Here is a 21,214-nt window from a genome sequence, read left to right as displayed (position 1 = left end):
TTGCATTGGCGCCCGAAGGCGCCTTCTGCGCTGTTCCCTAACTCCGTAAAGGGAGCATTTTGAGGCCGCTGTCAGCAACCCTTTGGGCCAGACGAATCGCAATTAGCCCACAGCCGGATTGCGTTTTGCCATCGCCAGTATGGTTTGATGGGGACCGTTGCCGCCTTTGTCAAGCAACAGCAAAGCCTGCTCCGGGAAGTAGCCGGCCAGAATAAATGTAACCACAGAGATTTCACCCGACGGAAGACCGTCGTCTTGCGCTTACTGGGGCCGATGCCCATATTAGCATTATCCGGATGCTCGATACGAGGTCCGGGAAGGTCGCTTGCCCCCAAGGACTTAAAAGACGATGAGCCGAATTACGCCTTTTGCCAGCCCACTCCTTCTGGGGTTCGACGCAATGGAGAAGACGCTTGAGCGGATCTCCAAGGTCAGCGACGGGTACCCTCCCTACAATATCGAACGCCTGCGCGCCGACCGCATCTCCGGCGAGCCCGAGCGGTTGCGCATCACGCTGGCCGTCGCCGGCTTTTCCGAGGAAGAGTTGGATGTGACGACGGAAGAGAACCAGCTGATCATCCGTGGCCGACAGGTCGAACACGAAGAGCGGGACTATCTCTATCGCGGTATCGCCGCACGACAGTTCCAGCGCATGTTCATGCTGGCCGACGGCATGCAGGTTCTCGGCGCCGGTCTCAAAAATGGTTTGCTTTCGGTCGACCTCATTCGACCGGAACCGGCCCGCATGGTGAAAAAAATTAACATTTCGGTCTCACAGTAGGACAACGGCTCAATGCCGCTGGGTCCCTCATGCTGGAGGCACGCGAATGCTGCTGAGAGAAGTCACTGGTCGACTGACACAAACCGAACTTGCCCATCTGGGCAGCGGCGAAGTCGGTTACATCCGCAAAATGCGTTCCGAAGAGGTCTCGCGCTGCTTCCCCGAAGCGCCGGATATCGATCCGGATGTTGACCTCTGGGCACTTTTCGGCGCCGACGGCACGCCGATCCTTCTGACCGACAATCGCTCTAGCACCTTCTACAAGGCAGCCGAAGACGAACTGAAGACCGTCAGCCTTCACTGATTGAAAATGCCTGACGAGGCGGCCATCTGCCGCCTCCGATCAAATCATCCTCTTGATCGCTGCAATGATATCACGGCCGGAATGCACCAGAATACCCGCCCCAAGCGCCGCCAGCATGTCGGCTGACAGGTTAGCGTCCGCATCCTTCGTGGCAATTGCCAAGCAGGGCGGCTCGTCGGGCCAATAGAGCACCGCGCCAACCCGCGTCATCAGGACAAACAGATCGTCAAAGAGTTCGGCGCCGCCGGGTCGGAAGATGGTAATGTTCGATATCTGCGGTCCGATGCCGACATGAAGTGTTCCGCCGCCTCCTTCCGGATAGGTCAGCTCAATCATTCCCGCTTCGTTGACTGCCCGGGTCATGCGAGGGCCAAAAACCTCTTCGACATGGCTGCGCGCGAAGCTCGCGGTGTTGCCATTCTCGAAACGCTGTAGGTAGACTTCAAAGCTCATGGTGCCTTCCCCCGTTGACGCCGGCGAATAGATCGCAGGCGATGCTTCGAGGCAAGGTGGAAATCAGATCCTGCGGAACGTCAGATAGGCGGACGATCGCCCTTCGCGCCGGGCCTTGGCCTCATAGCGCGTGCTCGGCCAACCCTCATAGGGAGTGAGCCAGTCGGCTGCATTTTCGGCCAGCCAATCGAAACCGCCGTGGTCGCGGCAGTGCTGCAGCGTCCAGTTGACGTAGGTATCAATATCAGACGCAAAGCAGAATAGACCGCCGGGCTTCAGGACGCGATGGAAGCGGTCCAGATTGACCTTCGAGACGAAGCGCCGTTTCCAATGCTTCCGCTTCGGCCACGGGTCCGGATAGAGCAGGTCGATCTGATCGAAGCAGGCGTCCGGCAGCCAGTCCAGCAATTGCGTCGCATCGTCATTATAGACGCGGATGTTGCGCGCGCCCGTATCGTCGATGCGCGACAAGAGCTTCTGCATGGAATTGACGAAGGGCTCTACGCCGACAAAGCCGGTCGAAGGTTGCTCCAGCGCACGATGGATCAGATGTTCCCCACCGCCGAAGCCGATTTCCAGGCGCAATCTTTCGACCGGCACCGGGAAAAGCTTGCTCAGCGGCTCCGGGGGAGCCGCTGAGAGGTCGATCAGGAATGCCGGGAGCAGCGTCTTCAGCTTTTCGGCCTGCAGCTCGCGCAAGGGTTTTCCCTTGCGCCGGCCGTAGAATGCTTCCGTCGCCCGGCTCCGGCGCTCCGGTTCCGTCATGCAGCTTCCCGGGTGTTCAGCGCTTCCTTGAGCGCCTTTACCAGATCCGTGCGCTCCCAGGAGAACGAGCCGTCGCGGCCAGCCTTGCGACCGAAATGGCCGTAAGCAGAGGTCTTGGCGTAGATCGGCTTGTTGAGATCGAGATGACGGCGGATGCCTGTTGGGGACAGGTCCATGCTCTTGCGGATCGCGAACTCGACCTGATCTTCCGTTACACCCTTGCCGGTGCCATGCAGGTCGACATAGATCGACAGCGGCTGAGCAACGCCGATAGCGTAAGCGATCTGGATCGTGCAGCGATCGGCAAAGCCGGCAGCAACAACGTTCTTTGCGAGATAGCGTGCGGCATAGGCGGCCGAACGGTCGACCTTGGTCGTGTCCTTGCCGGAGAATGCGCCGCCGCCATGGGCTGCCGAACCGCCGTAGGTGTCGACGATGATCTTGCGGCCCGTCAGGCCCGTATCGCCATCCGGTCCGCCGATGACGAACTTGCCGGTCGGGTTGATGTACCAGCTGCAATCGGCAGCGATCGGCAAATCGCCGAGAGCTTCGCGGATATAGGGCTCAACGACGGAGCGAACCTTGGCAGAATCCCAGCTCTCGTCGAGGTGCTGGGTGGAGAGCACGATGGAGGTCACTTCCGAAGGCTTGCCGTCGACGTAGCGAACGGTGACCTGGCTCTTGGCATCGGGACCGAGCTTGGCGACTTCGCCCTCGCCCTTCTTGCGGGCGATCGAGAGCAACTGCAGGATCTTATGCGAATAGTAGATCGGAGCCGGCATGAGGTCCGGCGTTTCCTTGCAGGCGTAGCCGAACATGATGCCCTGGTCGCCGGCACCTTCGTCACCCTGCTGGTCGGACGCGTTGTCGACGCCCTGAGCGATGTCAGCCGACTGCGAATGCAGCAGGATGTCGATCTTGGCGGTCTTCCAGTGGAAGCCGTCCTGCTCGTAGCCGATATCCTTGATGGCGCGGCGCGCGGCGGCCTTGAACTTCGACGGATTGATGACGTCGTTGCCGTTCTTGTCCTTCTTCATCAGGCTCGGCGGAAGACGAACTTCGCCGGCGATGACGACGCGGTTGGTCGTGGCCAGCGTTTCGCAAGCAATGCGCACGCCCCAGGGGTTGACGCCGGTCTTGGCGGCTTCGCGGTAAACAAGATCGACGATTTCGTCGGAGATACGGTCACAAACCTTGTCCGGATGACCTTCGGCAACTGACTCGCTGGTAAACAGGTAATTCGCGCGCATGTGGGATTCCCCTCAAAGAACAAATCTTCCTTCAGTGTTAGTCAGTTCGCGACGGAAAGACAAGGCACAGAAGGACATAAATATATCTTTATATGGGGCCGATATTGGTAATTTTTTGCAGAAAACACAAAAAAGGCGGCCAAATAGGCCGCCTTTTGCATATTCAAATATGAATGAATTATTCCGCGTCGGCCTCAGCGGCCAAAGCCTTGACCAGTTCCACTACCTTGCGGCGGACCTTGGAGTCGGAAATCTTCACAAAAGCGCGGTTGAGCTGAAGACCTTCCGAGGAGGACAGAAAGTCGACAACGTAGTTCGAGCTGGAGGCCTCGGCCATGCCGGTCAGCGCTCCGGACTGCTCGCCCGGCGCATCCTCGAAAAAGAAGGAAACCGGAACGTTAAGAATGCTCGAGATGTTCTGCAGACGGCTGGCGCCAACGCGGTTGGTGCCCTTCTCATACTTCTGGATTTGCTGGAACGTAATTCCCAAGCTTTCGCCCAATTTTTCTTGACTCATGCCAAGCATAGTGCGCCGGAGGCGGATCCGACTGCCGACATGGATATCGATCGGGTTCGGCTTCTTTTTATTCTCAATCATCATTTAGCCCTAACAAACGGTTGAATTGTAATCCTGCGACCCGGCCCGCCCTTGAAGCACCCCATAACGCCACGTTGTACATGAGGTGCTTACAGCCTTCTAATTTACGTTAAGAAGGTCCACGAAATCCACTATGCAATTTTAGGGGTTTTTGGTCAATTCGCCCTTGAAATAAAACCCAGACGTGAAATCAGAGCGATCAAACCCATACCTCCCACAATCAACCAGAAGTATATTCTCCTTTCCTTATCGTTGATATACGAATGAGTTGCACTACCCAGAGTAGCGTCGACAAATCCTTGCTGATTAAAATCGATTCCGGAAATCAAACGTCCGTGAGCATCGACAAACGCCGAGATCCCGGTATTGGCGCTGCGAATCAGCGGCAACCCCTGCTCGACAGCCCTGACGCGCGCCTGCTGGAAATGCTGAAAGGGTCCGGGTGTCTCGCCAAACCAGGCATCATTTGTAACGTTAAGAATAGCATCCGCTTTTGTGATATCCGGCGTCATTTCGTCCGGAAAGATGATCTCGTAGCAGATCAGCGGATAGAGCTTCACCCCACTTGGCAGCGTCAGCAGCGACCGGCGCGAGGCGGCGGAAAAGCCGCCCGGCATTTCGACCACATTCTCTATGCCGAGGTTCTGCAGGATGTTCTCGAAAGGCACGTATTCGCCGAAGGGCACGAGATGGACCTTGTCCGAGGCACCTATGATCTGGCCTTTCCCATCGATGACATAGACGGAATTATAGTAGCGCGGCGGCGCACCCGGCCCCATGTCCTCGGCGCGGACGGCTCCGGCAATCAGGATCTGGTTGTCATCAAGGACGTCGGCAATGCGCGTCAGGGCGTCCTGGTTATCGGTCAGGATGAAGGGGATCGAAGTCTCGGGCCAGACGATGATATCGGGCTTCTTGCCGCCGTCCTTCGGCGGCTGCGCTGACAGCGACAGATGCTTCTCGAAGATCGCAGCGCGGTCCGCATCCGTATCCATCTTGTCTTCCTGATCGATCTCCGGCTGAACGATGCGCACGATCGGCGCTTTCCCAGCCGCATCGGCCGGCGGCTCCGGCTGATGCAGGGCGTAATAGCCATAGCCGAGATGGGCGGCGAAAAAGATGATGGCAAGGCCGATCCCCGGCGCGGCGCCTTGGCGGGTGCCGAGAAGGGCGGGGGCCGAGAAGACGAACACGGCAAGGACCGTCACTCCGAGCATCCCGACCAGATGCGCCGACTGCATCATGAGAGGGATCGGCATGATGCCATAGCCGATGGCGTTCCAGGGAAAGCCGGTAAAGGCGAAAGTTCTCAGCCATTCGAGAATGCCGAAACCGAGGGCCAGGGCGGCGATCCGCCCCATGCCGTCGGACCAGACCAGTCGGGCGAGCGCCGTCGCCACGCCATAGAAGATGGCAAGGAAGGCAGGCAGCCCGAGGATTGCCAGCGGCAGGGCCCAGGCGAATTCATCGGCATCGATCAGAAGCGCATGGCCGAGCCACCAGAGGCCAGCGACGAAATAGCCGAAGCCGAACAGCCAGCCGGTGGCAAAGGCCGGCCAGAGCCGCCGCAGGAAGCCGCTGCCGGGCGCCGCTGCCGCCCCATCCAACAGCCAGACCAGCAGCGTGAAGGAGACGAACATGGCGGCGAAGAAGCCGAAGGGCGGCAATGCCAGAACGCCGATCGCCCCTGCGAGAATGGCCAATAATGCGCGCTTGAAACCCCATGCGAGAATGATCCTGCCCGCAAGCCATTCCATGCGCGCGCTCCTATCTTTGCCGCGAATCACCTGATGCGCAGTCTTTCAAAAAAGCGGCGTCTTGTCGTGTTTCGTAAGGGAAGCCGCCGGCTTAGCCGGCAGCGCTCCGTCCGGCAGCCGGATCGTCCGGAAGATTGTCCGGCGTCGGGGCTTCGCGGTCCGGCGTGCTGCCATCACCATCCGTCTTGGCCGGACGGCGGCGGACGGCGTGGCGCTTGCGGGTGATGCGCACGCGCTTGATGCGCCGGGGGTCGGCATCAAGAATGTGGAATTCAAAGCCCGGAAGGGCCTGAACCACCTCGCCGCGAACAGGAATGCGGCCAAGTGCAGAGAAGATCAGGCCGCCGAGCGTGTCGACCTCGTCCACTTGTTCGCTGATGTCGAAATCAGGGCCGATCGCCTCGGCGATCTCTTCCAGCTCGACGCGGGCATCGGCGATGAACATATCCTCCGACACCTGCTTGAACATCACTTCTTCGTCATCATGTTCGTCATCGATATCGCCGACGACCATTTCGACGATGTCCTCATGAGAAGCGAGGCCGTCGGTGCCGCCATATTCGTCGATGACCAGCGCCATCTGCGTGCGGTTGACCTGCATGCGGCGCAGGAGATCGGAAGCCAGCATCGAGGGCGGCACGAAGAGGATCTTGCGGATGATGCCGGCTTCGGCGACGGTTTTCTGCAAATCGACCCGGGCGAGATCGAAATTCGGCTTGGCCGATCGCGGCGCCTTCTGAATGTTTTCGGCAACGATCTCGACGATCGGCGCCGGCGCTGCCTTTGTCGATTTCGCAGGCGCCCGTCGCTTGTTGCGCGCCTGCTTTGCCACATAGGAAAGAAGATCGCGGATATGGATCATGCCGCGCGGATCATCGAGCGTGTCGCAATAGACCGGCATGCGGGAGCGACCGGATTCCTCGAAGAGGATCATCAGTTCGCCGATGGTGATGTTCTGGTCCACCGCCTCGATATCGGCGCGCGGCACCATGATGTCGGCAACGCGCACTTCGCGGAAGCGCAGGATGTTGTGCAGCATCGCCCTTTCGTCGGGCGAGAAGGCATCGTCGCCTGCCGCATCGGTCATCAGCGCATCGGCAAGATCCTCGCGCAACCGGGAACCCTGCGCCGGACGCAAGATACGAGTTGCCCGGGTCCAGAAGGATGATCGGTTGACGTGCTTGCCGTTGCTACTACTGCCACCCTCATCGGAGGAGGCGTCGGCACCGTCTTTGGCCTCGGTGGCCGGCTTCGCTGTAAAGTCGCTCATGGTTCCTAATCGATCGGGTCTTGCCCCGCATAGGGATCAGATAGGCCAAGGTTCGCCAAAATGCGAGTCTCGAGGCCCTCCATAGTTTCGGCTTCTGCATTATTCATATGGTCGTACCCAAAGAGATGCAAGAAGCCGTGCACCATAAGGTGCGTCAGATGGTCGTCAAAACTCTTTTCCAGTTCGACCGCCTCGCGCTCCACCGTCTCCCTGGCGATGATGATATCACCCAGCATCGGCCCCGGCTTGCTGCCGGGCTGAAGTGGAAAGGCCGGGAAAGAGAGCACGTTGGTCGGCTTGTCCTGGCTGCGCCATTCCGCGTTGATCTCCCGGATCGAGGCATCGTCGGTAAAGACCAGCGAAAGCTCCGGCGCTACCTCGGGGAATGGCTGACCGGCAACCTTGTGCAGGTAGGTCGCGGCCGTGCCGAGAACGCGCTCTGCAAGCGTCTGAAGCGTCTCCTCAGAGGGCCAGTCGCCCTCTTCGACGCTGATCTGGATATCGAGTTGCGGCATCAGTTCTGTCGGTCGACCTCGATGCCATCAGCCGGCGCCGCATAGGTGGCGTCGTAGGCCCTGACGATGCGGCCGACGAGCGGATGACGGACGACATCCGTATCCTTGAAGCGCACGATCGAGATGCCCTCGATGTCGTGGAGTAGGTGCAAGGCCTCGACGAGGCCGGACTTCACGCCACGCGGCAGGTCGATCTGGCTCGGGTCGCCGGTGATGATCATCCGCGAATTCTCGCCGAGACGCGTCAGGAACATCTTCATCTGCATCGAGGTCGTGTTCTGCGCTTCGTCCAGGATGACGGCCGCGTTGGCAAGCGTACGGCCGCGCATGAAGGCGAGCGGCGCGATTTCGATGACGCCGGCGGTAATGGCACGGTCGACCTTGTCGGCCGGCATCATGTCGTAAAGCGCGTCATAGAGCGGGCGCAGATAGGGATCGACCTTTTCCTTCATGTCGCCTGGCAGGAAGCCGAGACGCTCGCCGGCCTCCACGGCCGGACGCGACAGGATGATCTTTTCGACGGCGCCGCGCTCCAGAAGCTGGCAGGCATGAGCGACGGCGAGATAGGTCTTGCCGGTGCCGGCCGGACCGACGCCGAAGACGAGCTCGGCGCGTTCCAGCGCCCGCATATAGGCATCCTGCGTCGGCGTGCGCGCAACGATGGTCTTCTTGCGGGTGGAAATCTGCGCCATGGTGAGCTTTGCCTTCTTTTCCATGGTCGGCAGGCTCAGTTGGTCATCGGTGGCAACCGCCATCCGGATTGCGCCCTCGACGTCGGATCGTTCCACGCTCCCGCCTTTCTGCAGCTTGTCATAGAGATAGTCGAGCGTGCGACGCGCCTGGTTGGTGGTGAGCACATCCCCCGTGATGACAACGGAATTGCCCCTGGCGCGGGCATCGATGCCGAGCCGCTCTTCAAGAAGCTTCAGATTCTGATCGAACTGACCAAATAGCTCGCTGGCGAACCTATTGTTCTCGAACGTCAGGACGAAGTGATTGGCGTCGCTCGCGATGCGTGGCTGGCGCGATGAGGAAGAAACCAATTCTTGTCCGTTCAAGCGGTCAGGCTCCTTTGGCTGTCCGAAACCTATACCACGTCAGCAAATAAGCTGTTCGTGCTGGTTCCGGTGATTCGCACGTTAATAATGTCACCGATTTGCGATGCTTTTGCATCAACATTCACAGACTGAAGCCAGGGGGATCGGCCGATCAACTGTCCGGGCATTCTGCCGGGCTTTTCGAGCAGGAGATCGATGACCTTGCCCACACAGGCCTCGGCGAACTCCTGCTGCTGCTTCAGAAGCAGCGCCTGCAGACGTTCCAGCCGATCAGCCTTGATCTCTTCGGGCACCTGGTCCTTCAGTTCCGCGCCGGGTGTACCAGGGCGCGTTGAATATTTAAACGAGAAGGCCTGAGCGTAACGCACATCCTCCACGAGCTTTAGTGTATCCGCAAAATCCTCCTCTGTCTCCCCCGGAAAACCGACGATAAAGTCACCCGAAAGGGCGATATCGGGGCGTGCAGAGCGGATTTTATCGATCAAGGCCAGATATTCTGCCGTCGTATGGCGACGATTCATGGCCTTCAGAATGCGGTTCGAACCCGACTGGACCGGCAGGTGCAGATAGGGCATCAGCTTGCGCAGATCGCTATGGGCGCCGATCAGGCGGTCGTCCATGTCGCGGGGATGGCTGGTCGTGTAGCGCAACCGGGCAAGGCCTGGAATTTCCGCCAGACGGTAGAGCAGGTCGCCGAGGCTCCAGGCCTGACCGTTCGGGCCGGCGCCGTGCCAGGCATTGACATTCTGGCCGAGAAGCGTGATTTCGCGGACGCCTCCGTCCACAAGTTTCTCAGCCTCTTCGACGATCTGCTGAACCGGCCGGGATACTTCCGAGCCGCGAGTGTAAGGAACCACGCAGAAAGTGCAGAACTTGTCGCAGCCTTCCTGGACGGTCAGGAAAGCCGTGACGCCGCGCGAGCGGATCTTGCCCTTCTCGGCGATCGGCAAATGCTCGAACTTATCCTCGAGCGCGTATTCCGTATCGACGACCCGCTGGCCCTCCTTGGCGCGGCGCAGCGCGTGGGGCAGGCGGTGATAGGTCTGCGGGCCGATGACGACGTCCACGGCAGGCGCGCGGCGCAGGATTTCCTCGCCTTCGGCCTGGGCAACACAGCCGGTCACGCCGATCATCATCGCGCGACCGTCGGCTGCCTTGCGCTTCTTCATGTCGCGCAGGCGGCCAAGCGCCGAGTAGACCTTTTCAGCGGCCTTTTCGCGGATATGGCAGGTGTTGAGCAGGACTAGGTCGGCCTCTTCCATGTCTTCGGTCGGCTCGTAGCCGTCCTTAGCCAGCGCATCGCTCATGCGCGTGGAATCGTAGACATTCATCTGGCAACCATAGGTCTTGATGAAGACCTTACGGGTGTTGGAGCCATCACGGACAACGGTATCCGGGGCGTCGAGAACTGCGCTTTCCTGGGTCATGGCCGCTATTTAGTGGTTTTTAATCTCGGTGAAAATCGAAATCTTGAGATCAGTCGATCTCGCGTCCCAGCAACCGGCTTGTAAGCATGGTGCGGATGCGGCTGGCGATGGTGGCGCTGACTTCCTTGCGGTTGCTGTCGGCGCGATATTCAACGGCCTCGCCGAAGCAGACATCCACATCGATCGCGCCGCAGGCCAGGATACCTTTCAGATGCGGCAGCAGCTCGATATCGCCGGGCCATGCGGTAACGGGGCGATAATAACGTCCCATGGCGAGACCGTGAATGCGGGTATAGGCGACGGCGACCGGCTGGACATAAACCGTGCCGTTCGGCGCGCCTGGCAAAGCTGCGGCCGCGGCTCCGAAGAGCGAGGATTTTACCTCCAGCAACCGGTTGCCGTCGGAGGTTGTCCCTTCGGGAAACAGCACCATGATCTCGCCGCCTGCCATGCGCTCGGCAATCTCGTTTACCTGGTTGCCGGTCGATCGTTTCTGCTCCCTGACGACGAAGACGCTGTTTTGCAGCCGGGCGAGGAGACCGAAGATCGGCCAGTCACGCACCTCGATCTTGGCGATGAACGCAACGTCGGCGACGGCCGAGAGGACGAGAATATCGAGCCAGGACGAATGGTTGGAGGCGAGCATCAATGGCCGGCGCCGTTCAGGCGTGCCGATGACATGGATGCGGATGCCGAGCCAATAGCAGAGAACGCGATGCCAGATGCGTGGCAGATAGCGGCTCAGTTTCCAGCCGAAACGGAGGCAGAGCATCTGCAGCGGCAGCATGAACAGACTGACGACCGATATGACGATGGCGGCACAGGCCATGCGCAGCCAATAAGTCAATATGTCGTCTCCCGGGCTTCCGGCATCACCTCAACGCTCGTCCTTCTTCAGCGGAATTCCGTAGAGCTCAAGCCGATGATCCACCAGTTGGAAGCCATGCTCCCGCGCAATGCGCTCCTGCAGCGCCTCGATCTCGGGAGAGCTGAATTCGATGACGGTCCCATTCTTCAGATCGATGAGGTGATCGTGGTGCTCTTCCGGCAGTGTCTCATAGCGGGAGCGGCCGTCGCGGAAATCGTGGCGGGCGATGATGCCTGCATCCTCGAAAAGCTTGACGGTGCGGTAGACCGTGGAGATCGAGATCTTGCTGTCGACCTCGACGGAGCGTCGATAAAGCTCCTCGACGTCAGGATGATCTTCCGATTCCTGCAATATCCTGGCAATCACCCGGCGCTGGTCGGTCATGCGCATCCCGCGCTCGGCGCACAGCTCCTCCAGGGTCTTGGTGGGATCGGTCATGGCAGGCGGTCTTCGCGGCTATTTCGTTTCCGATAGGGACTAGCGAAGAACGCGGCGCATGACAAGCGCCGTCGATTTTGCGCCTTTCTCATCCGCGTAGTAGGCCTTTCGCTCGCCGACCTTCTCAAAGCCGAGCTTGCGATAGAGGCCGAGCGCCGGCGCATTGCCGCCATCGACTTCGAGGAACATGGTCTCGCCGCCGCGAGCCTGGGCTTCGCGCAGGGCCGCTTGCATCAGCCGCCAGCCGAGCCCCGTCCGCGCGAGCTTCGGCTGCACGGCGATCGTCAGGATCTCACCTTCACCGGCGGCGTGCCTTGCGAGCACGAAACCCGGAAGCGGCTTCCTCAGGAAGGCATTGGTCTGGCGGGCGACGAAACCGAAGACCGGCTCCTGACTCAAAAGGCTATGAAACTCGCCGTCATTCCAGGCTCTTGGAAAACGCTCGGCGTGCAGGACGGACACCGCGTGGCAATCCTGCGGCTCCATCATCACGATCTCGAATTCGGGCTTCAGGGTGAGATAGGATTCGAGCATGGTCATATCCGGGCAACGGCATAGCCGGCCTGCGGCCGGGCATCAGGTCCACGTAGGTAAATCGGCTTCGGCTTTTCGCCGACGGGTTTCAGCGCCCCCAGCCGGGCGACGAGGCCGATCGGGAAACTGTCGGGCTGATCATTCGCCGGCTCACCTTTGAGGAGCGGAACGGCAGAGCCTGTGACCGTACCGTCGAACCCGCCAGCAAGCGTCCGGGCGTCGGCAACAGACATCGCCTGTGCCTCGCTGGTGGGCGCACCGTGTTCGTCGAAGGTTTGGAGATAGATTTCGTCGCGCTTGGCATCTCGGGCTGCGAGAACCGGCTGGCCGGGCGCTTGCTCGAGTGCAGCGGCGGCCATGGTTTCCAGAGTCGTCACGCCTACTGCCGGAATGCCGAGGGACAAGGCGAGACCGCGGGCTGCAGCGACGCCAACGCGAATGCCGGTGAAGGAGCCGGGGCCAATCGTCACGGCGATGCGATCAACAGCGTCCAGACCGAGACCGGCTTTCGCCAAAGTCTCGTCGAGAATTGCCATCAAACGTTCAGCATGCCCTCGCCCGATCGTTTCCGTGACCTCCCCAAGCACAGAATCTCCATCGCTATTATACACAGCGACAGCACAATCAACACCTGCCGTGTCGAGCGCCAGTACGATCATTTAAGAAATATCCGAAAGGCCGGCTTCAGTTGGTTTTCATGCAATTCCGAATTTTCACGCGATCCGGATGGGAAGCCGTTTCGCGCTTTTCCGGAATTGCCTTAAACGGCTTCGACTTCCTGAACTTCAGGCACGAAATGGCGCAGCAGGTTCTGCACGCCGTGCTTCAACGTCGCCGTCGACGACGGGCAACCGGCGCAGGACCCCTTCATGTTCAGATAGACCTTGCCATCGCGGAAGCCGCGGAAAGTGATGTCACCGCCATCCTGGGCCACCGCCGGACGAACGCGGGTGTCGAGCAATTCCTTGATGGTCAGGACGATGGTTTCATCGCCCTCATCGAAGAATTCGCCGCCGGCATCGAGTTCCTCTTCACGCGAAGACGAAGCGCCCATGACGGGCTTGCCGGACATGAAATGCTCCATAATCGAGCCGAGGATGGCAGGCTTCAGGTGCTGCCATTCCTGCTCTTCCTTGGAGACGGTGATGAAATCATAGCCGAAATAGACGCCGGTGACGCCCGGAATCTCGAACAGACGGGCAGCAAGCGGCGAAACGTCGGCATCCGCAGCGTTGCGGAACTCGGCCGTGCCCGATTCCATCACCACCTTGCCGGGGAGGAACTTCAGGGTGGCCGGGTTCGGGGTGGCTTCGGTCTGTATGAACATCGTCGTCTCCGTGCGGCGGGCGCGTCCACCCTGCCCGATCTTTAGAATTCTTCAAAAGAGATATGCCTATTCAGACCCGCATTCAAGAGCCTTACACTCAAGAAATGCAGGGAATGCAATCAACCGACCGCGTCGATTTCCTCATCCGTCAGCGTGTCCGGCAGGATCGTCACGGGGATCGGGAAGGCGGCACCACGTCCGGCCACCGAGGAGACCAGCGGCCCGGGTCCCTCCTTGGCGGAACCGGCAGCGAGGACAAGGATCGCAATGTCCCGGTCTTCTTCAATCGCGGCGTTGATCTGCTCGGTGACAGCACCTTCGCGGATGACCACCTCAGGATCGATGCCGATGGTCTCGCGCACCTGCTGGGCCGATTTGGCAACCACGGCCTCGGCCTCTTCGCGAGCCTCGGCCCGCATGATCTCCTCGACGCCCAGCCATTGCTGGAAATCGCCTTCGGGGATCACGTAGAGCAGAACGAGCCCGCCATTGGAATTTTTGGCCCGCCGGCCGGCATAGCGGACGGCACGCTGGCATTCGGGCGTTCCGTCGATCACCGCCATGAATTTCCGGCGATGACCTTCGAGCCTGGAGAGTCGCGTTGATACCATGGGCGCGACTCTGACACCTGATTTTGAGGTTTTGCAAGCCCCCGATTTTGTCGGGCGCCGGCGGATTAACCTGCTGGCACCTCAGGCAGCTCTGGCGTTTTAGAAAGACCCTCTCTGCCCTGCCGGGCATCTCCCCCACAAGGGGGGAGAAGACTCGCGGCGACCACTCGCCCGGTCATGAGCTGCGAGGGTGCGGCGGGTTTAGCCCCTCTCCCTTGTGGGGAGGGGTTGGGAAGGGGTTTTCAGCCTCAGTAAATGAAGCCGATAATATCCCGCACCTGCTTCATCGTGACTTCGGCGCGGGCGCGAGCGCGCTCACTGCCGTCGCGAAGGACGCTGTCGATATGGCCGGGATCGGCCATCAGGCGGCGCATTTCGGCATTGATCGGCGCAAGCGTGTGAACCGCAAGATCGACCAGGGCCGGCTTGAAGACCGAGAACTGCTGGCCGCCAAATTCGGCAAGCACATCAGCCTTGGACCTGTCGGCAAGCGCCGCATAGATGCCGACGAGATTGTCGGCTTCCGGGCGGTTGGCAAGGCCGGCGATTTCGCTCGGCAAACCTTCCGGATCGGTCTTGGCCTTGCGAATCTTCCTGGAGATCGCTTCCTCGTCGTCCATCAGGTTGATGCGCGACAGATCCGAAGCATCCGACTTCGACATCTTCTTGGTGCCGTCGCGCAGGCTCATGACGCGGGGCGCCGGGCCATCGATCAGCGGCTCGACCATCGGGAAGTAGGCATGCACCGGCTCGTCGCCGACGGTGATGTCGATGCCGTAACCTGTCCGGCGAATGTGCTCCATGTAATCCAGATTGAATTTCATGGCGATGTCGCGGGAAAGCTCCAGATGCTGCTTCTGGTCATCGCCGACGGGCACATGGGTGGCGCGGTAGACGAGGATGTCGGCAGCCATCAGGCTCGGATAGGCATAGAGACCGAGCGAAGCCTGCTCGCGATCCTTGCCGGCCTTGTCCTTGAACTGCGTCATGCGGTTCATCCAGCCGAGGCGGGCGACGCAATTGAAGATCCACGCGAGTTCAGCGTGCTGCGGCACGGCCGACTGGTTGAAGACGATATGCTTTTTCGGGTCGATGCCGGCGGCAAGAAAGGCAGCGGTGATCGAGCGGATCTGGCCGGGCATGTCCTCATGCACCAGCTGCGCCGTCAGCGCATGCAGGTCAACGACGCAATAGATGCAATCGTTGTTTTCCTGCAGCGCCACGAACTTGCGGATCGCGCCGAGATAGTTGCCGAGATGGAGATTGCCGGTCGGCTGAACGCCCGAGAATACGAGCGGCTTGAATTCTGATGTCATGTCGTCCTCAATAGGCTGGTGGAGGGCCCCAGGGCGTCTCGCGCCCATGTAGCTAACGTCGCGGCTTATGCATGGCGCCACGGTCGCGATCAAGAGGCGAAGTGCCGCTCCTCAAGAAGAATGCTCAATCAAATCCCAGGTGTTGCCATAGGGATCGGCAAAGACAGCGACAGTGCCGTAGGCCTCATGGCGAGGCTCTTCGAGAAAGCGAACGCCCCTTGCGACCATCGCAGCATGATCACGGGCGAAATCATCGGTTTTCAGGAAGAAACCGACACGGCCGCCCGTCTGGTTGCCGATCGCCGCTTTCTGCTTTTCATCCGCTGCCTGCGCCAGCAGCAGAGAAGCTCCGTGCCCGCCCTTCGGCGCGATCACCACCCAGCGCTTGTTCTCCTCCGGCAATGGCTGATCCTGGAGGCAATCGAAGCCGAGCGCGCCGCAATAGAAATCCTTGGCGCGGTCATAATCGTCGACGACGAGCGTCACGAGGAATAGCTGTTGGGGCATGGCGATCTCCGATGTCAGCATGTTGTCGGGCGATCGCGAAGCAAGGTCAAGATCGGCGGCACCGCCTCGACGACTGACGCCAATCGAGCATCGCTGTCACGGCCGGCAGTGTTTTTGTCAACGGAACAGAGCAAGTCAGGCGGGAGCGGACGAGCAAAATAGATGTCGCAAGTCTCTGAAAGTTCACCGTCACCTGCGCCGCGCTCTTCATCTCCGGCAGGCCAGTAAAGCTCTCCGCACACATCAATAATTTATGTGAATATTTCTCACTTTTTGATTTTAATCGTTTTTTAATGATAATTAGCGAGTAATTTTACTACTATTTTAGTATATTTTTACGTATAGATTTTTTAGCCGGAAAACCATTTCCTTCGAGGTCATCGGGCGGGACGCTCGCCTCGGAGGTAGGTCAATGCAACGAGCCTATTCGATCGCGTTCGTGATTCTGGTCGTTCTATTTTCCGCAGCAACAGGCAACGCAGAACCCGTCCGCCGTTACGCGATGGGCAATCGGCAGGAGACAGGCGAATCGCATCGGGAAGCAAGCGACTCTCATCAAGAGGTGAGCCGGTCTTACATGTTGCAGACGGTAAGCGTCCAGGCTGGCTGCTTTCCGGAAAAGCTGCGCAACATCCTCTCCCATATTGCCACCGAAACCCATCACGAGCCCGTCGTCACCTCAGGCCTAAGGGCACATGCAAGCCGAACGGGCTCGCTGCACCGGCGCTGCATGGCGGCAGACATCCGCGTGCCCGGCGCGTCCTATCGGGCAGTGATCGCAGCCGCGGCCAGCGCGCCTGAGATCGGCGGCATCGGCACTTATTGCAACGGCATCGTCCACGTCGATATCGGCCCGAAGCGCTTCTGGAACTACTGCTCGCGCGGACGGCACTTCTTCCGTCAGGGTTCGCCGTTGATCGCTTCGGCGGACGACTCGGCAGGGCGCTTGCGGTTCAAGTTGCGACGAACCATCGCCAAATCCACTCCGCCGATCACGAAGGCGACGACGAAATACACGACCATCGCAACAAGTATCAGTAAGGCCAAGGTGCCGGTCTTGGTCAGTAGCGTCGAGGCGGAGGAAAGAAGCGGCTCCCAGCGATGAAGCAGGTAGACGATGACGCCCCCCATGGCGCCTGACGCGACAAGCAGCAGAATGGTGCGACGTGCCAGCGCCCATTCCCAGGTCAGGTGGCCGCGGCGATAGAGCGTCACGAAGAGCTGCACCGCGTTGAGCCATCCCGCAACAGCCTCGGCGAGCGCGATGCCGCGCTCGTGAAGGATCGGGAAGAGAAGGATCGACAGCGCCGAATTGACGAAGACCGCGACCGCGGTAAAGCGCATCGGTGACTTCGTGTCCTCGCGCGCATAGAAACCCGGCTGCAACGCCTTGATCAGAACGAAGCCGGGCAGACCCAGGCCGAAGATGGCAAGGATGGAACCGACGAGGGTCGTGTTGTTCTGGGTGAAGGCCCCGCGCTCGTAAAGCACGCGGATAATATCGTCCGACAGCAGCCAGATGGCGACGGCGGCGGGAAGCGTGAGGAACAGAACGAATTCGATCGAACGGTTCTGTAGATTGGCCGCCTCTTTGACGTGGCCGGATTTCAGCGCGCGGGCAAGCTCCGGCAAAAGAACGATGCCAACGGCGACGCCGACGACGCCGAGCGGCAGCTGATAGATGCGGTCGGCATATTGCAGGGCGGCAATCGCGCCCTCCTTGCTCGAAGCGATGGCCTGGCCGATGACGAGGTTGATCTGGGTGACGCCGCCGGTAATGGCGGCGGGCACGGCTAAGAGAAGCAACCGTTTGACGTTCGGCGTGAAGCGCGGAAAGCGCAGACCGATGTTGATGCCGGCATGGCGCACGCCGATATAGACCACCAGCAGTTGGAGCACGCCTGCGACGAGCACCGACCAGGACAGATACCAGGCGGTGGCCAAGGGATCGGCACCAAAGTAGATCGCGTAGAACAGCGCGCTGATCATCACAAGGTTCAGGAAGATCGGCGCAACGGCGGCCGCGAAGAAATGATGCAGCGAATTCAGCATCCCGCTCATCATCGCCGTCAACGACATCGACATGAGATACGGGAACATGACGGCCGCAAGCCGAACGGTCAGGTCGAACTTGTCGGCATCGTCGGCAAAGCCCGGCGCGATGATCCAGCGCACGATCAGCGGCATCGCCAGTTCCATGACGACGGTGATCAGGAACAGCACTGAGAACAGTACGCCGAAGACTTCCTCCGAGAAGCGCTTGGCGCCGTCGATGCCGTGGGCCTCGATCTCCTTGGCGAAGAGCGGCACGAAGGCGGCGTTGAAGGCGCCTTCGGCAAAGAGCCTGCGGAAGAGGTTCGGAAAGCGGAAAGCGGCGTAGAAGACGTCGGCCATCGGGCCGGTGCCGAGGGCAGCTGCCATCAGCGTTTCGCGGGCGAACCCGAAGACACGGCTTCCGAGCGTCGCTCCGCCGACAGTTACGAATTTCTTGACGAGACTCATGCGGCGGAATCGGCTTTCTTTTCAGCGTTCAGCGAGCGCGTGGCAGGAGGAGCGATGATGCCCGACGGCATGCGCTCGCGCATCTCATCCTCCTCGCCGGCCATCACCGCCTTCAGCCGCGCGGTGATGTTGGCTCGCTTGTTGTCGTTGGAAATCTTCTGCCCGACGAGATCGGTCACATAGAATGTGTCGATGACCTTCTCGCCAAACGTGGTGATGCGTGCCGACTGGATGTCGAGCGACAGGTCGGACAGCACGGCGGTAATCTCGGAGAGAAGACCGGTGCGGTCGAGGCATTCGACCTCGATGACCGTGAACTTGTTTGACAGGGTATTCGAGATGACGACCGACGGCGGAATGGTGAACGCCTTGTTTTTGCGGCGGTTCTTCGTACGGTTCGCGATGACTTCGGGCAGGCGTTTACGCCCGGAGAGCACGTCCTCGATCATCTTGCCGATGGTCGCGGCGCGGCGTAGTTCGTCCTCATCATTGGGGAATTCGCGATTGACGTGGATCGTGTCGAGCGCCCTGCCGTCCGAGGTGGTGAAGATCTGCGCGTCGGCAATATTGGCGCCGGCAGCAGCGCAGGCGCCGGCAATGACAGTCAGCAGGCGCGGATGGTCCGGCGAGAGGACCGTGATCTCGGTAATGGCGTGGAAACTGTCGGTACGCACCATTGTCGCAAGCGTCTGTCCGGCCTTATCAGCCTGGCGAATAAAGGTCGTATGCCGGATCTGATCTTCCAGCGGCACTGACAGCAGATAGGGCTGGTAGTGCAGCTTCGTATAGGTCTTGCGATCCTTCTGGCTCCAGTCGGAAAGCGCATTGTAGAGCGCCTCGGCGGCAAACGCCGCCCGCTCCTTGCGCGAGACCTCGGAGAAGCCGCCGGCAAGCAGGAGTTCCGTCTCATAGTAAAGAGTGCGCAGAAGCTGGCCCTTCCAACCGTTCCAGACACCGGGGCCTACGGCGCGGATATCGCAGACGGTGAGGATCAGAAGCAGCTTCAGTCGGTCGAGAGATTGAACGCGATCGGCGAAATCGGTGACGGTCTTACGATCTGTCAGATCACGGGTCTGCGCCGTCATCGACATGATCAGGTGTTCTTCGACCAGCCAGACCACCAGCTCGGTCTGCTTCGGCGACAGGCCGAAGCGCGGGCAGAGCTTGCGCGCCACCTTGGCGCCGGCCTCCGAGTGATCCTCCTGGCGTCCCTTGGCGATGTCGTGCAGCAGGACCGCGACGTACAGCGCCTCCCGGTCTTCGACGGCGGGCATCAGCTTGTTGACCAGCGGATGGATGTCGTCGGCCTTGCCCTTGTCGATCTCGGCAAGCACGTCGACCGAGCGGATCAGATGTTCGTCGACCGTATAGTGATGATACATGTTGAACTGCATCATCGAGACGATTTTGCCGAATTCGGGAATGAAGCGGCCAAGCACGCCAGCTTCGTTCATCCGGCGAAGAATGAGCGCGGGATCGCGCTTGGAGGTCAAGATCGAGATGAAGAGGCGGTTCGCCTCCTCGTTCTCGCGCACATCATTGTCAATCAGCGACAGCGAGCGCGTCACCCGCTTCAGCGCATCCGGATGGAACTCCAGACCGTTGATATCGGCGACGTGGAAGAGGCGAATGAGGCTGACCGGGTCGCGCTTGAAGACGTCAGGATTGGCGAGAGCGATACGGCCGCGATCCTCGACGAATTCCAGCGTGCCGGGAATCTTTCGCGAACGATGGGTGAAGCGGCTAAGCACGCCGGTCAGGCCTGGCGTCGCCTTGGCCTGCTGGTCCTCAAGCGCTGCGCAGAGAATGCGCGTCAGGTCGCCGACATCCTTGGCCACGAGGAAATAGTGCTTCATGAAGCGCTCGACGGCCGAGAGGCCGGGACGCGCATGATAGCCAAGCGCCTTTGCGATCTCCGGCTGGATGTCGAAAGAGAGCCGCTCTTCCGCCTTGTTGGTCAGGAAATGCATGTGGCAGCGCACGGCCCAGAGGAAATCCTCGGCTTTCTGGAAAAGGCGATATTCCTGCTTCGACAGTACGCCCACCTTGACCAGATCGGCGGGGTCGCGGACGTGGTAGTAATATTTGGAGATCCAGAAGAGCGTGTGCAGGTCGCGCAGGCCGCCCTTGCTTTCCTTGACGTTGGGCTCGACGACGTAGCGCGTGTCGCCCGCCTTGCGGTGGCGTTCGTCGCGTTCGGCAAGCTTGGCGGCAATGAATTCAGGCCCGGTGCCGGTGACGATCTCCTTGTCGAAGCGCGCCTCCATTTCGCGCACCAGCGGCTCGTAGCCGCAGATGTAGCGCGTCTCCAGGATCGCGGTGCGGATCGTCATATCCGACTTGGAGAGACGGATGCTTTCCTCGACCGTGCGGGTGGCATGGCCGACCTTGAAGCCCATGTCCCAGAGCATGTAGAGGACGAACTCGACCGCCTTGTGGACCTCCTCGTCCGGCTTCGGCATGAAGAGGAAGAGTAGATCTATGTCCGAGCCAGGCGCCAGCGTATCACGGCCGTAGCCTCCGGTCGCAGCAACGGCAAAGCGATCCCTCTGCTTGGGATAGACATGCGTCGTCGAGAAATCGTAGAGCAGCGTGATGATCTGGTCCTGCAGCCAGGAAATACGGTAGGCGCAATTGAGCCCGCTACCGTCCTCAGCCAGCAATTCCCTCGCCCTCTCGCGACCTTCAGCGCTCGCTTTTTTCAGAAGGGCGAGCAGATCGGCGCGAAGGACATCCGGCCTGTTGCGGTTTGCTTCGGCAGCGGCATCGCATTGCTTTCGAAGAAGATCAATATCAAGAATGCCGGAAAAATCGAGATCATGCATAGCCATGCTGCGCTGACCGGAGTCCTCTTGGATGGCTGCAGCCTCTTCCTGGCGCGCCCGTCGTTTCGTCTGCATGCGCTATAGCCTCTCTGTCCGGCGATTGACACA

General features: G+C 60.1%; 21 protein-coding genes and 1 pseudogene. 3 read left to right on the top strand and 19 right to left on the bottom strand.

Annotated features, from left to right (window positions below; translation table 11 throughout):
• Window positions 1–349 precede the first annotated feature (349 nt).
• Window positions 350–781 (top strand): Hsp20 family protein, encoded by a 432-nt coding sequence (locus DTW90_RS07850; protein WP_132520713.1) that lies wholly within the window; start codon window positions 350–352, stop codon window positions 779–781.
• Window positions 782–827: 46 nt separating this feature from the next.
• A complete protein-coding gene (locus tag DTW90_RS07845; RefSeq protein ID WP_132520710.1) occupies window positions 828–1,085 on the top strand; it encodes a DUF1150 family protein in 258 nt (85 codons plus the stop codon).
• Between the two features lie 39 nt (window positions 1,086–1,124).
• Here the strand turns inward: DTW90_RS07845 and DTW90_RS07840 are convergent, their stop codons facing one another.
• The 17 genes from DTW90_RS07840 to DTW90_RS07760 form a co-directional block, all read right to left on the bottom strand.
• The gene (locus tag DTW90_RS07840; protein WP_132520707.1) at window positions 1,125–1,538 is read right to left on the bottom strand and encodes a hypothetical protein; all 414 of its coding nucleotides are present in this window, start codon (window positions 1,536–1,538) and stop codon (window positions 1,125–1,127) included.
• A gap of 63 nt (window positions 1,539–1,601) precedes the next feature.
• Window positions 1,602–2,303 carry a tRNA (guanosine(46)-N(7))-methyltransferase TrmB gene (locus DTW90_RS07835; RefSeq protein ID WP_132520704.1) on the bottom strand — a complete coding sequence of 234 codons (702 nt, stop codon included), beginning with the start codon at window positions 2,301–2,303 and terminating at the stop codon, window positions 1,602–1,604.
• Entirely contained in the window at window positions 2,300–3,553 is a 1,254-nt protein-coding gene (gene metK, locus DTW90_RS07830) for a methionine adenosyltransferase (RefSeq protein WP_132520701.1), read from the bottom strand. Before metK ends, DTW90_RS07835 begins: the two co-directional genes overlap by 4 nt.
• Before the next feature lie 178 nt (window positions 3,554–3,731).
• Window positions 3,732–4,151 (bottom strand): helix-turn-helix domain-containing protein, encoded by a 420-nt coding sequence (locus DTW90_RS07825; protein WP_132520698.1) that lies wholly within the window; start codon window positions 4,149–4,151, stop codon window positions 3,732–3,734.
• A gap of 155 nt (window positions 4,152–4,306) precedes the next feature.
• Window positions 4,307–5,908: an apolipoprotein N-acyltransferase gene (gene lnt / locus DTW90_RS07820; RefSeq protein ID WP_132520695.1), complete on the bottom strand. Its 1,602-nt coding sequence runs from the start codon at window positions 5,906–5,908 to the stop codon at window positions 4,307–4,309.
• A 91-nt stretch (window positions 5,909–5,999) separates the two neighbouring features.
• The gene (locus DTW90_RS07815) at window positions 6,000–7,178 is read right to left on the bottom strand and encodes a hemolysin family protein (protein ID WP_149337501.1); all 1,179 of its coding nucleotides are present in this window, start codon (window positions 7,176–7,178) and stop codon (window positions 6,000–6,002) included.
• A 5-nt stretch (window positions 7,179–7,183) separates the two neighbouring features.
• Window positions 7,184–7,693, bottom strand: coding sequence for an rRNA maturation RNase YbeY (gene ybeY, locus DTW90_RS07810; protein ID WP_149337500.1), 510 nt, complete (start codon window positions 7,691–7,693; stop codon window positions 7,184–7,186).
• Window positions 7,693–8,751 (bottom strand): PhoH family protein, encoded by a 1,059-nt coding sequence (locus tag DTW90_RS07805; protein ID WP_149337498.1) that lies wholly within the window; start codon window positions 8,749–8,751, stop codon window positions 7,693–7,695. The genes ybeY and DTW90_RS07805 overlap by 1 nt, the downstream gene beginning before the upstream one ends.
• A 29-nt stretch (window positions 8,752–8,780) precedes the next feature.
• Window positions 8,781–10,178, bottom strand: a complete 1,398-nt coding sequence (gene miaB / locus DTW90_RS07800; RefSeq protein ID WP_149337497.1) for a tRNA (N6-isopentenyl adenosine(37)-C2)-methylthiotransferase MiaB — start codon at window positions 10,176–10,178, stop codon at window positions 8,781–8,783.
• A gap of 49 nt (window positions 10,179–10,227) precedes the next feature.
• Window positions 10,228–11,025, bottom strand: a complete 798-nt coding sequence (locus DTW90_RS07795; protein ID WP_149337495.1) for a lysophospholipid acyltransferase family protein — start codon at window positions 11,023–11,025, stop codon at window positions 10,228–10,230.
• A gap of 30 nt (window positions 11,026–11,055) precedes the next feature.
• The gene (locus DTW90_RS07790) at window positions 11,056–11,484 is read right to left on the bottom strand and encodes a Fur family transcriptional regulator (RefSeq protein ID WP_149337493.1); all 429 of its coding nucleotides are present in this window, start codon (window positions 11,482–11,484) and stop codon (window positions 11,056–11,058) included.
• A 39-nt stretch (window positions 11,485–11,523) separates the two neighbouring features.
• Window positions 11,524–12,018, bottom strand: a complete 495-nt coding sequence (locus DTW90_RS07785; protein ID WP_149337492.1) for an N-acetyltransferase — start codon at window positions 12,016–12,018, stop codon at window positions 11,524–11,526.
• Between the two features lie 2 nt (window positions 12,019–12,020).
• Window positions 12,021–12,677 carry a tRNA (adenosine(37)-N6)-threonylcarbamoyltransferase complex dimerization subunit type 1 TsaB gene (gene tsaB / locus DTW90_RS07780; RefSeq protein WP_149337490.1) on the bottom strand — a complete coding sequence of 219 codons (657 nt, stop codon included), beginning with the start codon at window positions 12,675–12,677 and terminating at the stop codon, window positions 12,021–12,023.
• A gap of 101 nt (window positions 12,678–12,778) precedes the next feature.
• On the bottom strand, window positions 12,779–13,345 hold the full coding sequence (locus DTW90_RS07775; RefSeq protein ID WP_132520668.1) for a NifU family protein: 567 nt from the start codon (window positions 13,343–13,345) through the stop codon (window positions 12,779–12,781).
• Window positions 13,346–13,464: 119 nt separating this feature from the next.
• Complete coding sequence (locus tag DTW90_RS07770; protein ID WP_132520665.1) at window positions 13,465–13,956, bottom strand: universal stress protein; 492 nt, start codon at window positions 13,954–13,956, stop codon at window positions 13,465–13,467.
• A 248-nt stretch (window positions 13,957–14,204) separates the two neighbouring features.
• A complete protein-coding gene (gene trpS / locus DTW90_RS07765; RefSeq protein WP_149337489.1) occupies window positions 14,205–15,272 on the bottom strand; it encodes a tryptophan--tRNA ligase in 1,068 nt (355 codons plus the stop codon).
• Window positions 15,273–15,383: 111 nt separating this feature from the next.
• The gene (locus DTW90_RS07760; RefSeq protein WP_149337487.1) at window positions 15,384–15,779 is read right to left on the bottom strand and encodes a VOC family protein; all 396 of its coding nucleotides are present in this window, start codon (window positions 15,777–15,779) and stop codon (window positions 15,384–15,386) included.
• 502 nt (window positions 15,780–16,281) lie between these two features.
• On the opposite strand from DTW90_RS07760, the pseudogene DTW90_RS07755 reads away from it, so the two are divergent.
• Window positions 16,282–16,656: pseudogene (locus DTW90_RS07755) on the top strand (DUF882 domain-containing protein); the annotation flags it as partial.
• Between the two features lie 23 nt (window positions 16,657–16,679).
• On the opposite strand, the gene murJ reads toward DTW90_RS07755, so the two are convergent.
• The gene (gene murJ / locus DTW90_RS07750) at window positions 16,680–18,281 is read right to left on the bottom strand and encodes a murein biosynthesis integral membrane protein MurJ (protein ID WP_149337486.1); all 1,602 of its coding nucleotides are present in this window, start codon (window positions 18,279–18,281) and stop codon (window positions 16,680–16,682) included.
• Window positions 18,278–21,181 (bottom strand): [protein-PII] uridylyltransferase, encoded by a 2,904-nt coding sequence (locus DTW90_RS07745; RefSeq protein WP_149337484.1) that lies wholly within the window; start codon window positions 21,179–21,181, stop codon window positions 18,278–18,280. Before DTW90_RS07745 ends, murJ begins: the two co-directional genes overlap by 4 nt.
• Window positions 21,182–21,214 lie beyond the last annotated feature (33 nt).

Source organism: Neorhizobium sp. P12A, from assembly GCF_008365395.1.
Lineage (GTDB): Bacteria > Pseudomonadota > Alphaproteobacteria > Rhizobiales > Rhizobiaceae > Rhizobium.
Note: the sequence above shows the minus strand (reverse complement) of the source record. Positions and strands in the feature narration are given on the sequence as shown.